The organism is Streptomyces sp. NPDC003077, from assembly GCF_040611095.1.
Lineage (GTDB): Bacteria > Actinomycetota > Actinomycetes > Streptomycetales > Streptomycetaceae > Streptomyces.
In genome coordinates this window covers 37,672-51,670 of the sequence record NZ_JBEXNM010000042.1, presented here as the reverse complement: position 1 = coordinate 51,670, position 13,999 = coordinate 37,672, and the positions used below count along the sequence as shown (strand labels likewise).

Here is a 13,999-nt window from a genome sequence, read left to right as displayed (position 1 = left end):
GAACGGGCCTCAGCCCAGCACCATGATCGGGACGGGCCTCAGCCCGGCACCACGACCGGAACGACCCTCAGTCCAGCACCACGACCTGTGTCTCCTTCGCGGCGAAGTCCCACATCGCCGAGCCGTCGTCGCGCTTCTCGCGGATGCCACCGGTCTTCTTCGGGGAGTTCGGGTCCGGCATCGACCCGTCCAGCGCCGCGCTGAAGCCGACGACCACGTGACCGACGGTGGCGAATTTGATGACGTGCTCGACCGGGACGCCGTCGGACCCTGTGACGCTCGGATCCCGGTCGATCACCTTGTACGTCCCCGGCGCCGGGTTCACCGTGCTCGGGGCGACCTCGAAGGTGCGGACGACCTTGCCGTCCTCGGCGACCAGCCACACCCGCTTGGCGCTGAGGGAGTACACCACCCGCTTGCCCTGCCCGGAGTCGCCCGGGACGGGGACCTGGGACCTGCCCTTGCCCTCGTCCGAAGGGCCGGGGGTGGGCGAGGCGGTGACGGCGGGGCGGTCGGCGGCGTTCTTGAGCCGGTCCGGGATGGACGCGGACGCCTGGTAGGCCAGCACACCGACGACCGCGACGGCCGCGGTGGTGAGAGCCGTGACGATCACGCTGCTCCGGGAAGGCACCGTTGTGCCACCTTTCGTACTGGTTTCGTACGTGCCCGGTCCGGGGGACAGGCCCGACGCCTGGGGGATTGCCCAACGTCCTACATGATTACCGGCGACCGTAGCACCCGCCAGGGCACGGCCCGCCGCGCCGTAGTCTTGATGGCGTGCTGCTGCTAGCTCTTGACACCGCCACGCCCGCCGTCACCGCCGCGCTCCTGGGAGCCGGTGCGCCAGGGGAGGGCGCGCGCGTCCTCGCCGAGTCCCGCCAGGTGGACGCGCGCCGGCACGGCGAGCTGCTGCTTCCCGCCGTCGACCGGGTGCTGGCCGAGGCGGGCCGCAAGCTCGACGAGGTCACCGACATCGTGGTCGGCGTCGGCCCCGGCCCCTACACCGGACTGCGGGTGGGCCTGGTGACCGCCGCCACCTTCGGCGCGGCGCTCGGCGTGCCCGTCCACGGCGTGTGCACGCTCGACGGCCTCGCGTACGCCTCCGGACTGGAGGGCCCCTTCGTGGTGGCGACGGACGCCCGCCGCAAGGAGGTCTACTGGGCCCGCTACGCCGACGCCCGCACCCGCGTGAGCGAACCGTCCGTGGACCGTCCGGCGGACATCGCCGAGCAGGTCGCCGGCGTGCCGGCGGTGGGCGCGGGCGCGCTGCTGTACGCGGACGTGTTCGACGGCGTACGGAGCGAGGGCCCCGAGCACCAGTCGGCGGCGGCGCTGGGCGCCCTGGCCGCCGAGAAGCTGGCCCGCGGCGAGGAGCTGCTGCCGCCCCAGCCCCTGTACCTGCGCCGCCCGGACGCGCAGGTGCCCGCGAACTACAAGGTGGTCACCCCCCGGTGACCGCGCGCGTGGCACAGGGGGAGGGTGCGCCGCCCGCCGCGACCGTGCGCGAGATGCGCTGGTGGGACATCGAGCCCGTACTGGAGCTGGAGGCCGAGCTCTTCCCGGAGGACGCCTGGTCGCCGGGGATGTTCTGGTCCGAGCTGGCGCACGCGCGCGGACCGGGCGCCAACCGCCGGTACGTCGTCGCGGAGCTGGACGGCCGGATCGTCGGCTACGCCGGGCTGGCCGCCGTCGACGGCACCGGGGACGTCCAGACCATCGCCACCGCCCGCGACCAGTGGGGCACCGGCCTGGGCGCCCGCCTGCTGACCGAGCTGCTGTCCGCGGCCACCGCCTTCGAGTGCCACGAGGTGCTGCTCGAAGTGCGGGTGGACAACCTGCGCGCGCAGCGGCTGTACGAGCGCTTCGGCTTCGTCCCCATCGGCTTCCGGCGCGGCTACTACCAGCCGGGCAACGTCGACGCGCTGGTCATGCGGCTCACCCATGAGCCGGAGCCGCCCGCCGAGCCCGGTGACGCCGGGTCGGCCACCGCTCTCGAATCCGCCGAGCCGGCCGCCGGCTCGCCTTCCGCACCACAAGGAACACAGACCCATGGCTGACGAACCGCTCGTCCTCGGCATCGAGACCTCCTGCGACGAAACCGGCGTCGGGATCGTGCGCGGCACCACGCTGCTCGCCGACGCGGTCGCCTCCAGCGTCGACGAGCACGCCCGGTTCGGCGGCGTGGTGCCGGAGGTCGCCTCGCGCGCCCACCTGGAGGCGATGGTCCCCACCATCCAGCGCGCCCTGAAGGAGGCCGGGGTCGCCGCGAGCGACCTGGACGGCATCGCCGTCACGGCCGGTCCCGGGCTCGCGGGCGCCCTGTTGGTCGGCGTCTCGGCCGCCAAGGCGTACGCGTACGCGCTCGGCAAGCCGCTGTACGGCGTCAACCACCTGGCCTCGCACATCTGCGTCGACCAGCTCGAACACGGCCCGCTGCCCGAGCCGACCATGGCCCTGCTGGTCTCCGGCGGCCACTCCTCCCTGCTCCTGGCCCCGGACATCACCAGCGACGTGCGTCCGCTCGGCTCGACCATCGACGACGCGGCGGGCGAGGCGTTCGACAAGGTGGCACGGGTGCTGAACCTCGGCTTCCCCGGCGGCCCGGTCATCGACCGCTACGCCCGTGAGGGCGACCCGGAGGCCATCCGCTTCCCCCGCGGCCTGACCGGCCCGCGCGACGCCGCGTACGACTTCTCCTTCTCCGGCCTGAAGACCGCGGTGGCCCGCTGGATCGAGGCCAAGCGCGCGGCGGGCGAGGAGGTGCCGGTGGCGGACGTGGCCGCGTCCTTCCAGGAGGCCGTCGTGGATGTCCTGACCCGCAAGGCCGTCCGCGCCTGCAAGGACAACGGCGTCGACCACCTGATGATCGGCGGCGGCGTCGCCGCCAACTCGCGCCTGCGCGCCCTGGCCCAGCACCGCTGCGAGGCCGCCGGTATCACCCTGCGCGTCCCCCGCCCCAAGCTGTGCACCGACAACGGTGCCATGGTCGCCGCCCTCGGCGCCGAGATGGTCGCCCGCGGTCGCACCCCCTCCAGCTGGGAACTCTCGGCGGACTCGTCCCTGCCGGTGACGGATCCGCACGTCCCCGGCGAGGACGCCTCCGCCGCGCACGGGCACGACCATGGGCATGGGCATGGGCACGGCCACGGTGGTCACGGCCACAGCCACGACCACGTCCACGAGCTGAGCAAGGAGAACCTCTACTCGGAGTGAGACGCCGGGTAGGGCTTGCGGTACGAGGCGCGTTCGCCGGGAAACCGGGGGCGCGCCTCACTCGTGTTCCGGTCGCCCCGCGCTCTGGGCCCGGGCCCACCCATTGACAGAAAAAGCTATTCCAAATAGCTTCTTGGCTAATTAGAGTAGCCAAGGGGTTGGGGAGTCATGACCACGTACTTCGAGACCGGCGGTGGCTGCATCGCCTACGACGTGATCGGCGACGGGCCGCTCGTCGTGCTGGCACCCGGGCTCGGTGACGTACGGGCCGCCTACCGCTTCCTGGCGCCGGAACTGGCCGCCGCCGGCCACCGGGTGGTGACCACCGACCTGCGCGGCCACGGCGCGTCGAGCACCGGCTGGGACTCGTACTCCCGGACCGATGTCGCCGATGACCTGCTCGCCCTCGTCGCCCACCTGGACGCCGGGCCCGCGGTGCTCGTCGGCGCGTCCTTCGCGGGTGGCGCCGTCGCCATCGCGGCGGCCCGCGACCCGGAACGCGTCCGCGCCGTCGTCCAGCTCGGCCCCGGGACCCGCCGCCCGAAAGCCGCCCCGAAGGACCTGACCCCGCGCTACCTCGGAGGCATGGCCCTCATCGCGGGCGCCATGCTCACCCGCAGCGTCTCCCTGTGGGGCGCGTACCAGCGGCACGCGTATCCGGGCGCGCGGCCCGACGACTTCGAGGCGTACCTGCGGGCGCTGCAGGCGGGGCTGCGGGGCCCCGGGCGGATGGCGGCTGCCGCCGCGATGGCCTGGTCCTCGCCCGCCGACGCCGAGGACCGGCTCGGCGGCGTGCGGTGCCCGGCCCTGGTGGTCATGGGCACGCGGGACCCGGACTTCCCCGACCCGCGCAGGGAAGCCGAGGGCATCGTGGCGGCCATGCCGCCCGGCGTCGGCACCATCGCGATGATCGACGGCGCCGGCCACTACCCGCACGCCCAGTTCCCCGGGCAGGTCGCCGAGGTCGTCCTGCCGTTCCTCAAGGAGCACGCCGGTGCCTAGAGCAGGACTGTCCCCCGCGGCCGTGGTCGCCATCGCCCTGGAACTCGTCGACGAGGCCGGTCCGGAGGCGCTGACGCTGGCCAAGGTCGCCGCCCGGGCCGACGTGGCCCCGCCCTCCCTCTACAAGCACGTCCGCAACCTCGCCCAACTCCGGTCGCTGGTCTCCGCACGCGTCATGGACGAGATCACCGACCGGGCCGCCGAGGCCGTACTCGGGCGGTCCGGTGACGACGCGCTGCGCTCCCTGATGCGGGCGTACCGCGCGTACGTCGTGGGACACCCGCGCCGTTACGCGGTGGTCCTCCAGGCACCCCCGTCGGAGCCGGGAGCGGACGCGGCCGGGCAGCGGCTGCTCGACGTCGTCCTCGCCGCCCTCCAGGCGCACGGTCTGGAAGGCGAGCAGGCCATCCACGCGGCCCGCTGCCTGCGTTCGGCCGCGCACGGTTTCGCCGTACTGGAGGCGGCCGGCGGTTTCGGCCTGCCGGAGGACCTGGACGAGAGCTATGACCTGCTCATCGGCATGGTTCTCGCGGGGTTGCCCAAGCCTGTCGACTGAGCGGCCCGCAACTGGCTATGTGTGCAAGGCGGTTGGGCGTCAATCACTGTTGACATCTCCTTTCGCGTCAACCTACCTTGACGCAAGGAACGGCGCTCAGGCGTCCGTTTCCAACGGGCCCCGCGCCGCCTGGAGTCATCGGGGGTGTCCAGGAGCGCGGCGGCCCGCAGCGAACGGCCCACGGAAAGCACGCCAGGAGGTCGACATGTTCGAGCTGTTCACCCCTCAGGCGCGGGCCGCCGTCGTGCGGGCGCAGTCGGAGGCGCGGTCCCTCGGGCACGCGTGGACCGGCCCCGAACACCTCCTGCTCGGCCTGGCGGCCCAGCCCGACGCGCCCGCCGCCCTGCGCCGCCTGGGTGTCACGCACACGGCGTGCCGGGCGGCGGTCCGCGCCGCGGCCGACCGTGGTGACGGGGTCCTGGACGCCGAGGACGCGGCGGCCCTCCGCACGCTGGGCATCGACCTCGGCGTGGTGCGCGGTCGCGCCGAGGCCGCCTTCGGGCCGGGCGCCCTCGACGCCCCGTCCGCCCGTGCGCCCCGACGGCCCGCCTGGCCTCGACGGCGACGCCGGGCGGGAGCGGCCCCCTTCACGCGGCCCGCCCGGCAGGCGCTGGAACGCTCGCAGCGCGAGGCCGCCGGACGCTGGGGCGTCGGCGTGGAAACCGCACATGTGCTCCTGGGGGTGCTGCGCCACGGCGACGCCGTCACGGCGGGCGCCCTCCGTCGACTCGGCACGGACGCGCGGGCGGTACGGGCGGGCGTCCTCGCCGACCTGGGGCGGGCTGTCGACTGACGGGGTGGGCCGCTGGTCGGCGGGGAAGGGCCGTTGGCCGACGGGAACGGGTCATCGGCTGACGGGAACGGGCCACCGCCCGACGGGGGCGCGGCCCCGCGTCGCACGGTGCGCCGTCCGTGCATCGGCCGCCGTTCCGCGCGCCGTCCGCTCCGTTCGTCCGCGCGCCGGTGTGCACCGGGTGTACACCGATCATCAGCCGGTCTCCGAACCCGCTGTGCGTAACGGATCGATCACATACCGTGGAGCGCGACAACAGCGGCCTCACCCGAGGGAGTTGACCCATGGGAAACGATGACGCCTCGAACGGCCGAACGCCCGGCAGTCCCCCCGCCCAGATGCAACCGCCCTACGTCTTCTCGATCGAGAGCACCCGGCACGCGCTGCTGCCGCGCGTCTTCCGCGACTTCGTCGGCGGCATCCTCCGCTCGCTCCGCCAGGAGGACCGCCTCGTGGAGGCGGCGAAGGTGTGCGCGTCCGAGCTGAGCACCAACGCCTATGTGCACTCGCGCGGCGGCGCGGTCATGCTGCGCGTCCTCGTCGAGCGCTCCACCGTACGCATCGGCGTGCACGACACCTCGGCCGAACGCCCCTACCCGGCCCCCGACCTGGGAGAACCGACCACCTGGGGCCGGGGCCTGCTGATCGTGGCGGCGCTGGCCGACAAATGGGGAACGGACGAGGGCGACCCCCTCGGGCCGTACGCGAAGTCGGTGTGGTTCGAGATGGCGACGGCGTAGCGGGCCGGTCAGGGAGTGGGCCGGGCCGGAGAAGGGATCAGCTCGGGGACGACGTCGGGGTGCTGCCGGATGAGGTAGTCCGTGGCGTGCTCGTTCGCGGACTGGTAGTCGAGCTGGTCGTGGTAGAAGCGCAGCCGTTCCTCGCAGTCCTGGATGATCTCGCCCCAGGTGCGGACCCACACCCGGTGGGCAGGGTGCTCCACGGCGCAGCCGGGCACCCGGTCCCGCTGGTGTGCCACCTGCCGCAGGGTGCTGCTCATGCTGTTGCCCACGAGCCAGAAGTCCCAGGTCACGCGGGTGTCGCGGAAGCGGTCGTCGCTCATGACGGCCTCCGCGTAGCCGGTGATCTGTTCGAGTTCGGGCATCCCCAGGACGACCTTCGGCCGCTTGAGCTCCACCACCAGGTGATGCCGCTCGCCCTGACGCTGCCGCGCCGCGCGGGAGAGCATCAGATCGACGATCCCCCGGCGCCCGTCCTCGCGCAGTACGGGCCCGCTTCCGGCCGGCGGCCTGCCCAGCAGGGCGCGGTGCTGCCGCAGCACCTCCTCCAGGCTGCGGTCGCTGACGTGGAGCGCGTATTCCTCGCCGAAGACCCAGGACTCGTTCTCCAGCACCTTGTGGAGCGCGGCGCGTTCCTTGAGCCGGCTCCGGGACTCCGGCTCGAACACCAGGTGCTCCAGCGCGGCCAGGAAGTCGAGACGCCCGGTCGCGCGGGTCGAGGCCTTGATGAGGGACGACAAGGGGGTCCGGTCCAGTAGCCGCGCCAGGTCGTCATGCTCCTGACGGGTCAGCGCGAAGATCTCCTCGACGATGCGCAGCACGTCGCCCGGCTCGTGGCTCAGCACGGCGCGAAGGAAGGCGAGCGTCATCCTGCGGGTCCGCTTCACGTTCGGCAGGTGCCTGACGACGGTGGTGGCCACGGTGTCGAACGTCTCCCGCTCGGCCCGCTCCCGGTGCCCGGCGGGCTCTCCCCGGTACGGGTAGATGCCCTCCGCCTGCCACGCGCGCACGATCTCCTGCCGCCGCCGCTCGGCACGGAGCCGGAAATGCGCCCGCATCCGGTCCCGGGCGCTGCCGATCACCCGGGCGACCGCGCCGTCCGGCTCCCAGTCGGCCAAGGACAGGTCCCCCGGCTCGTCGGCGAACGCGGACCACGAGAGGTACGCCGTGAAGTGGAATCCCGGGGCTTGGATATCGGGCCTGAGCTGCGCCAGGGACATGCCCCGCGCATCGCACAGGATCAGGGCCCGGGTAACCGGGCGGCTCCACTCGATGATCTTCAGCAGGGGTGGCCGGTCGTCGTTCCGGCCGCTTGGCGCGGGGAGGGGGTATTCGGCGATGTGGGGTTGCAGTTCGGCCGGGTCCAGGCGCTCACCGTCGTAGATGACCTCGATGTCCGGGTACGCCTCCAGGTGCAGGGCCAGCGCCGCGGTGAGCGTCGTCACGGCGGTGCGCTCCGACAGCTTCCGCAGCTCGGCGCCGCCGAGGGCCTCGAAGACGGTGCCGGTCGGCGCGTCCGTCGGTTCCGCGTCACTCACGTCGAACTCGTGCATCGCCCGGCGGTCCGACTCGATCACCACACGCTGCCGTCCGGCCGCTCCTTCCGACACGCTGGTCCACCGCACCTCGTTGCCCAGGGCGAAGGCACGGATCCGCCCCTGCCCGTTCTTGCCGTGGAGCGCACGCTTCTTCACCGGGCTCGTCTCCGCGCGCCTCTTCCACGATGTGCCGATGGGCTGGAAGTGCTCGGCGCACCGCTCGGCGGCCATGCCGGTGCCGTCGTCCGTCACCACCACCCGTTCGATGCCGCCGAGCTGATTCGTCTCGAATTCCACGGTGACGCGTTCGGCGTCGGCGTCGAGCGCGTTCCACACCAGTTCCTCGATGGCTCCGACCGGGTCGTGCATGCGCGCGAGCTTCGCGACATGCTCCTGACCCACCTTGAGCGGCAGCTTCACCATGGCGCCGTGCCCCTGTCCCTCATCCACAGCTGTGGAGACGCGCGGCCGTGGTTGTCCACAGCCGTGGACGGGAAGCCGTCGCGCCTCCCGGTTTCCTGCTCAACTGGGGTGGGCGCGGTGGGTCACTCGGCGAAGGGGGGTGGGGTCACGCCGGGGCCGGGTGGCCCAGGAGCATCGTGGGGGCGCCGGCGGCGCGGGTGAGGAAGACGGTGCAGGTGTGGGGGCCGTTGAGTTTGAGTTTCTTGCGGAGGTCGTCGGGTTCGACGGCGGAGCCGCGCTTCTTGATGACGGCGACGCCGATCTCGCGTTCGCGCAGGAGGGCGCGGAGTTTCTTGACGTTGAAGGGGAGGACGTCGGTGATCTCGTAGGCGGTGGCGTACGGGGTGGGGGTGAGGGTGTCGGCGGTGACGTAGGCGATTGTGGGGTCGATCAGGTGGCCGCCGACCTCCTTGGCCACGTCCGCGACGAGATGGGCGCGGATGACCGCGCCGTCCGGTTCGTACAGCCAGCGGCCCACCGGGCCCGGCTCGGGGTCCGGCAGGCCCGCGCCGATCAGCCGGTCACCGCCGGGCAGGAGGGTGGCCGTCCGCGCGCCCGGCTCGGTGCCGAACCACAGGACGGCCTCCTTCACGTCGCCCGCGTCCGAGATCCACTCCGCCTCGGCGTCCTCGGGCACCGCCTCGTGCGGGATGCCGGGGGCGACCTTGAGGGCCGCGTAACGGGCCGTGCGGGCGGCCTGGACGGCCCAGGACAGCGGCGGCGAGTACGCCTCCGGGTCGAAGATCCGGCCGCCCCGGCCGCCGCGCCGGGCCGGGTCCACGAACACCGCGTCGTAGCCGGTGGTGTCGACCTCGGTCACGTCGGCGCACCGCACCTCGATCAGGTCCGACAGCCCGAGCGCGTCCGCGTTGGCGCGTGCCGCCGCGCAGGCCAGCGGGTCGCGGTCGACGGCCAGGACGCGGATGCCGACGCGCGCCAGCGCCAGGGCGTCCCCGCCGACGCCGCAGCACAGGTCGGCCAGCGACCGTACGCCCAGCGCGGCGAGCCGGGCGGCCCGGTGCGCGGCGACCGCGGTGCGGGTGGACTGCTCCACGCCGTTGGGTGTGAAGTACATCCGGTGCGCGTCCTCGCCGAACTTCGCCACCGCGCGCTGCCGCAGCCGGGCCTGCCCCAGCGCGGCCGACACCAGGGGCGCGGGGTGCGCGCGGCGCAGCCGGGTCGCGGTCGCCAGCTCGTCCGCCGGGTCGTGGTCGCGGAGCTCGTCGAGCAGCGCCTGCCCTTCGAGAGCGAGCAGCGCGGAGAAGGATTCGAGGTCGTTCACCTGGCCCATTGTGGGGGAGGGCGAGGGCGTGCCAACCGGCGGAGCTGTGGGAGGGCGGTCCGTAGGCGGATGTGGGCGGGTGATGGGTACGAGGACGTGGGCGGGCTATCCGTGCGAGGACGTGGGCGGGCGGATCCGTACGAGGATGCGGGCGGGCGGATCCGTACGAGGATGCGGGCGGGCTATCCGTACGCGGATGCGGGCGCGCGTTCCGTACGAGGATGCGGGCGGGCGCGCGATCCTACGCGCGGACGGGCTCGCGGCGCTGCTGGGCGCGGTCGCTGATGCGCAGGAGGAGGGCGATCATCAGCCAGTTCGCGACGAGGGACGAGCCGCCCTTCGCGAGGAACGGCAGGGCCTTGCCCGTCAGCGGGATCAGGCCGGTGACGCCGCCGCCGACGACGAACACCTGGAGGACGAGCGCGCTGGACAGCCCGACCGCGAGCAGCTTGCCGAACGAGTCGCGGGCGGTGAGCGCGGTGCGCAGGCCGCGCTGGGCCAGCAGGGCGTACAGCAGCAGGACGGCCATCAGGCCGGCGAGGCCCAGTTCCTCGCCGACGGTGGTGAGGATGAAGTCGCTGTTGCCCGCGAAGCCGACGAGTTCCGGGTGGCCCTGGCCGAGGCCGGTGCCGCCGACCCCGCCGCTGCCGAAGCTGAACAGCGCCTCGGCGGCCTGCTCGGAGATCAGCCCCTTGGGGCGCTGCTCCTTGGGGAGGTAGATGTCCATCGGGTGCAGCCAGGCCACCACCCGGCCTTTGACGTGCGGTTCGATCGAGCCGACCACGGCCGCGCCCGCCGCCGCCAGGCTCAGGCCGCACAGCACCCAGCTCGTCCGCTCGGTGGCCATGTACAGCATGATCACGAAGACGCCGAAGAAGATCAGCGAGGTGCCGAGGTCGCGCTCGAAGACCAGGACGAGCAGGCTGACGACCCAGATGGTGAGGATCGGCGCGAGCTGCCGGCCCGGAGGCAGCCGCACGCCCAGGACCCGGCGGCCCGCCAGCGCCAGCGCGTCCCGGTTCGCGGCCAGGTAGCCGGCGAAGAAGACCGCGATCGCGACTTTCACGAATTCACCCGGTTGGAGCGACAGCGGCCCCAGCAGGATCCACCGCTTGGCGCCGAAGGTGTCGCCGGGGAAGAACGCCGGCGCCATCAGCAGGACCAGCGCCACCGCCATCGTCAGGTACATGTAGCGCTGGAGCAGCCGGTGGTCCTTGAGCAGGATCAGCACACCGGCGCAGGCCACCAGCCCGAGCACGGTCCACACCATCTGGCCCGACACGGCGGGGTCCGGCAGTCGGGGCCGCTTCTCGTAGATCAGGTCGAGCCGGTACAGCAGCACCAGCCCCAGCCCGCTCAGCAGCGTGGCCAGCGGCAGGATCAGCGGGTCGGCGCGCGGCGCGAAGCGGCGGACGACCAGATGGGGCGCGAGCGCCATGAAGAACACGACGGCGGTGAAGGCGGGCAGTCCCTCCGGCAGCCGGCCGGTCATGGCCAGACCGGCGCTGACGTAGCCGAACATCGTGATCAGGAACGCGAAGAGGAGGAGCCACGCCTCGGTGCGGCGCCGGTTGGGCGCCTGGGCGAGGGCGGCGAAGGTCATGGTGCGCTCGGCCGCGTCGACCTCCCCACCGACGCTGAGCGGGTTCGTCAGTCCGCGCACGGTTCCTCCGTCGTTGCTGGGGCCGCCGGGGTGATGGCGATCGAAGGGATAGACGAGACCCGATCGAACTGAGTTGCCCTTCCCTGCCATGGGTGGTGAGGCACTCACGAAGGGTGACTTCCGGTCGGGGGTTTCCGCCTCGGGTATTTCGGCCTTTCTGTTTGGTGGGGCACCGCGGCGGCCTTCGGGTGTGTGGCGCGGTGGCCCGGCGGTTCGCATGCGCGGGATCGTGGTGCCGGCTTCCCCCTTCGGATTCTCTGCGCCGTCCCCGGCCTTCCCCGTCTCGCCCGATGTTTTCCCGGCTTTCCGGGCCTTTACGGGGTATGAGGCGGACGCTCGGCACCGCCGAAAGGGCGGCCATTGCCCGGCCCCGGCGCCGGCACTCCGCGAAGCCGCCGCAAAGCCGAAAAGACGTAAAACGCCATGAGGGAGAGCGCCGAAGGCCGGAAGACGGGCCCCGCAGACACGCTGGCACTCCGCTTGACCGAGTGCTAACCGCGTCATAGTCTCGGCGTTGGCACTCTCCACCGGGGAGTGCCAACTACAGCGACGGGCAGATCCGGCACCCGCGACGACGGATCGACCTGGCCGCCACCTGAGACATTAGCCCCGTGAGATCTCCGAAGGGGGAGGTCGGATCGTGACGACCGCCAGCTCCAAGGTTGCCATCAAGCCGCTTGAGGACCGCATCGTGGTCCAGCCGCTGGACGCCGAGCAGACCACGGCCTCTGGCCTGGTCATTCCGGACACTGCCAAGGAGAAGCCCCAGGAGGGCGTCGTCCTGGCCGTGGGTCCGGGCCGCTTCGAGGACGGCAACCGCCTTCCGCTCGACGTGTCCGTCGGTGACGTCGTGCTCTACAGCAAGTACGGCGGCACCGAGGTGAAGTACAACGGCGAGGAGTACCTCGTCCTCTCGGCTCGCGACGTTCTCGCGATCGTCGAGAAGTAATTCACCCGTTTGATGTGATCTGCGCCCCTGGTACCCGCGTTTTCAACACCGGGCGCCCGGGGCGCAGTTCGTTTGAGAGGACTTGAAGCAACTCATGGCGAAGATCCTGAAGTTCGACGAGGACGCCCGTCGCGCCCTTGAGCGCGGTGTCAACAAGCTGGCCGACACGGTCAAGGTGACGATCGGCCCCCGCGGTCGCAACGTCGTCATCGACAAGAAGTTCGGCGCCCCGACCATCACCAACGACGGTGTCACCATCGCCCGTGAGGTCGAGGTCGACGACCCCTACGAGAACCTGGGCGCCCAGCTCGTCAAGGAGGTGGCGACCAAGACCAACGACATCGCGGGTGACGGCACCACCACCGCGACCGTCCTGGCCCAGGCGCTGGTCCGCGAGGGCCTGCGCAACGTCGCCGCCGGCGCCTCCCCGGCCGCCCTGAAGAAGGGCATCGACGCCGCGGTCAAGGCCGTCTCCGACGACCTGCTCGCGACCGCCCGTCCCATCGACGAGAAGTCCGACATCGCCGCCGTCGCCGCCCTGTCCGCCCAGGACAAGCAGGTCGGCGAGCTGATCGCCGAGGCGATGGACAAGGTCGGCAAGGACGGTGTCATCACCGTCGAGGAGTCCAACACCTTCGGCCTGGAGCTGGACTTCACCGAGGGCATGGCCTTCGACAAGGGCTACCTGTCGCCGTACATGGTCACCGACCAGGAGCGCATGGAAGCCGTCCTGGAGGACCCCTACATCCTCATCCACCAGGGCAAGATCTCCGCGATCCAGGACCTGCTGCCGCTGCTGGAGAAGATCATCCAGGCCGGCGCCAGCAAGCCGCTGCTGATCATCGCCGAGGACGTCGAGGGCGAGGCGCTCTCCACCCTCGTCGTCAACAAGATCCGCGGCACCTTCAACGCGGTGGCCGTCAAGGCCCCCGGCTTCGGTGACCGCCGCAAGGCGATGCTCGGCGACATGGCCACCCTCACCGGTGCCACCGTCATCGCCGAGGAGGTCGGCCTCAAGCTCGACCAGGCCGGTCTGGACGTGCTGGGCACCGCCCGCCGCGTGACCGTCACCAAGGACGACACCACCATCGTCGACGGCGGTGGCAACAGCGAGGACGTGGCCGGCCGCGTCGCGCAGATCAAGGCCGAGATCGAGACCACCGACTCGGACTGGGACCGCGAGAAGCTGCAGGAGCGCCTGGCGAAGCTCGCCGGCGGCGTCTGCGTCATCCGCGTGGGCGCGGCCACCGAGGTCGAGCTCAAGGAGAAGAAGCACCGTCTGGAGGACGCCATCTCCGCGACCCGCGCCGCGGTCGAGGAGGGCATCGTCTCCGGTGGTGGCTCCGCGCTCGTCCACGCCGTCAAGGTGCTGGAGGGCAACCTCGGCAAGGAGGGCGACGAGGCCACCGGTGTCGCCGTCGTCCGCCGCGCCGCCGTCGAGCCGCTGCGCTGGATCGCCGAGAACGCCGGCCTTGAGGGCTACGTCATCACCTCCAAGGTGGCGGAGCTGGAGAAGGGCCAGGGCTTCAACGCCGCGACCGGCGAGTACGGCGACCTGGTGAAGGCCGGCGTCATCGACCCGGTCAAGGTCACCCGCTCCGCCCTGGAGAACGCCGCCTCCATCGCCTCCCTGCTGCTCACGACCGAGACCCTGGTCGTCGAGAAGCCGGCCGAGGAGGAGCCCGAGGCGGGCCACGGCCACGGTCACTCGCACTGAGTGAGCGGGCGGCGGGGGCGTTGATCGATTGATCGACCGGTTCTGATCGGTCGATGGGTTGGTCGTCGACCGCCCCGGCTGGTC

Annotated in this window: 13 protein-coding genes; 9 read left to right on the top strand and 4 right to left on the bottom strand. The window is 72.1% G+C overall.

What is annotated here, in order from left to right; all coding sequences use genetic code 11:
• Positions 1 to 67 precede the first annotated feature (67 nt).
• Entirely contained in the window at positions 68 to 631 is a 564-nt protein-coding gene (locus ABZX96_RS25000; protein ID WP_355548475.1) for a hypothetical protein, read from the bottom strand.
• A 146-nt stretch (positions 632 to 777) separates the two neighbouring features.
• Between ABZX96_RS25000 and tsaB the strand changes: the two genes are divergently transcribed.
• From tsaB to ABZX96_RS24965, 7 genes are all read left to right on the top strand, one after another.
• The gene (gene tsaB / locus ABZX96_RS24995; RefSeq protein ID WP_355548472.1) at positions 778 to 1,455 is read left to right on the top strand and encodes a tRNA (adenosine(37)-N6)-threonylcarbamoyltransferase complex dimerization subunit type 1 TsaB; all 678 of its coding nucleotides are present in this window, start codon (positions 778 to 780) and stop codon (positions 1,453 to 1,455) included.
• A gap of 53 nt (positions 1,456 to 1,508) precedes the next feature.
• On the top strand, positions 1,509 to 2,057 hold the full coding sequence (rimI, locus tag ABZX96_RS24990; protein WP_355548542.1) for a ribosomal protein S18-alanine N-acetyltransferase: 549 nt from the start codon (positions 1,509 to 1,511) through the stop codon (positions 2,055 to 2,057).
• Positions 2,050 to 3,213: a tRNA (adenosine(37)-N6)-threonylcarbamoyltransferase complex transferase subunit TsaD gene (tsaD, locus tag ABZX96_RS24985; RefSeq protein ID WP_355548469.1), complete on the top strand. Its 1,164-nt coding sequence runs from the start codon at positions 2,050 to 2,052 to the stop codon at positions 3,211 to 3,213. The genes rimI and tsaD overlap by 8 nt, the downstream gene beginning before the upstream one ends.
• A gap of 168 nt (positions 3,214 to 3,381) precedes the next feature.
• Positions 3,382 to 4,215: an alpha/beta hydrolase gene (locus ABZX96_RS24980; protein ID WP_355548466.1), complete on the top strand. Its 834-nt coding sequence runs from the start codon at positions 3,382 to 3,384 to the stop codon at positions 4,213 to 4,215.
• Positions 4,208 to 4,771 carry a WHG domain-containing protein gene (locus tag ABZX96_RS24975; protein WP_355548463.1) on the top strand — a complete coding sequence of 188 codons (564 nt, stop codon included), beginning with the start codon at positions 4,208 to 4,210 and terminating at the stop codon, positions 4,769 to 4,771. The genes ABZX96_RS24980 and ABZX96_RS24975 overlap by 8 nt, the downstream gene beginning before the upstream one ends.
• A gap of 205 nt (positions 4,772 to 4,976) precedes the next feature.
• A complete protein-coding gene (locus ABZX96_RS24970; RefSeq protein ID WP_355548460.1) occupies positions 4,977 to 5,564 on the top strand; it encodes a Clp protease N-terminal domain-containing protein in 588 nt (195 codons plus the stop codon).
• 284 nt (positions 5,565 to 5,848) lie between these two features.
• Positions 5,849 to 6,304 (top strand): ATP-binding protein, encoded by a 456-nt coding sequence (locus tag ABZX96_RS24965; protein ID WP_355548457.1) that lies wholly within the window; start codon positions 5,849 to 5,851, stop codon positions 6,302 to 6,304.
• Between the two features lie 8 nt (positions 6,305 to 6,312).
• Here ABZX96_RS24965 and ABZX96_RS24960 read toward each other — a convergent pair whose 3' ends face one another.
• From ABZX96_RS24960 to ABZX96_RS24950, 3 genes are all read right to left on the bottom strand, one after another.
• Positions 6,313 to 8,265: an ATP-binding protein gene (locus ABZX96_RS24960; RefSeq protein ID WP_355548454.1), complete on the bottom strand. Its 1,953-nt coding sequence runs from the start codon at positions 8,263 to 8,265 to the stop codon at positions 6,313 to 6,315.
• 145 nt (positions 8,266 to 8,410) lie between these two features.
• A complete protein-coding gene (locus ABZX96_RS24955; RefSeq protein ID WP_355548451.1) occupies positions 8,411 to 9,595 on the bottom strand; it encodes a class I SAM-dependent methyltransferase in 1,185 nt (394 codons plus the stop codon).
• Positions 9,596 to 9,827: 232 nt separating this feature from the next.
• Positions 9,828 to 11,189, bottom strand: coding sequence for an FtsW/RodA/SpoVE family cell cycle protein (locus ABZX96_RS24950; RefSeq protein ID WP_355548539.1), 1,362 nt, complete (start codon positions 11,187 to 11,189; stop codon positions 9,828 to 9,830).
• Positions 11,190 to 11,889: 700 nt separating this feature from the next.
• Between ABZX96_RS24950 and groES the strand changes: the two genes are divergently transcribed.
• Both groES and groL read left to right on the top strand, forming a co-directional pair.
• Positions 11,890 to 12,198: a co-chaperone GroES gene (gene groES / locus ABZX96_RS24945; protein WP_019329594.1), complete on the top strand. Its 309-nt coding sequence runs from the start codon at positions 11,890 to 11,892 to the stop codon at positions 12,196 to 12,198.
• A gap of 94 nt (positions 12,199 to 12,292) precedes the next feature.
• Positions 12,293 to 13,915 carry a chaperonin GroEL gene (groL, locus tag ABZX96_RS24940; protein WP_355548448.1) on the top strand — a complete coding sequence of 541 codons (1,623 nt, stop codon included), beginning with the start codon at positions 12,293 to 12,295 and terminating at the stop codon, positions 13,913 to 13,915.
• The last annotated feature ends 84 nt before the right edge of the window (positions 13,916 to 13,999 follow it).

What these genes read in the sequence shown, in the direction of transcription:
- rimI (WP_355548542.1), top strand. Translation starts at nt 1,509, where the DNA reads ATGCGCTGGTGGGACATCGAGCCCGTACTGGAGCTGGAGGCCGAGCTC.
- tsaD (WP_355548469.1), top strand. Translation starts at nt 2,050, where the DNA reads ATGGCTGACGAACCGCTCGTCCTCGGCATCGAGACCTCCTGCGACGAA.
- ABZX96_RS24980 (WP_355548466.1), top strand. Translation starts at nt 3,382, where the DNA reads ATGACCACGTACTTCGAGACCGGCGGTGGCTGCATCGCCTACGACGTG.
- ABZX96_RS24970 (WP_355548460.1), top strand. Translation starts at nt 4,977, where the DNA reads ATGTTCGAGCTGTTCACCCCTCAGGCGCGGGCCGCCGTCGTGCGGGCG.
- ABZX96_RS24965 (WP_355548457.1), top strand. Translation starts at nt 5,849, where the DNA reads ATGGGAAACGATGACGCCTCGAACGGCCGAACGCCCGGCAGTCCCCCC.
- ABZX96_RS24960 (WP_355548454.1), bottom strand. Translation starts at nt 8,265, where the DNA reads ATGGTGAAGCTGCCGCTCAAGGTGGGTCAGGAGCATGTCGCGAAGCTC.
- ABZX96_RS24955 (WP_355548451.1), bottom strand. Translation starts at nt 9,595, where the DNA reads ATGGGCCAGGTGAACGACCTCGAATCCTTCTCCGCGCTGCTCGCTCTC.
- ABZX96_RS24950 (WP_355548539.1), bottom strand. Translation starts at nt 11,189, where the DNA reads ATGACCTTCGCCGCCCTCGCCCAGGCGCCCAACCGGCGCCGCACCGAG.
- groL (WP_355548448.1), top strand. Translation starts at nt 12,293, where the DNA reads ATGGCGAAGATCCTGAAGTTCGACGAGGACGCCCGTCGCGCCCTTGAG.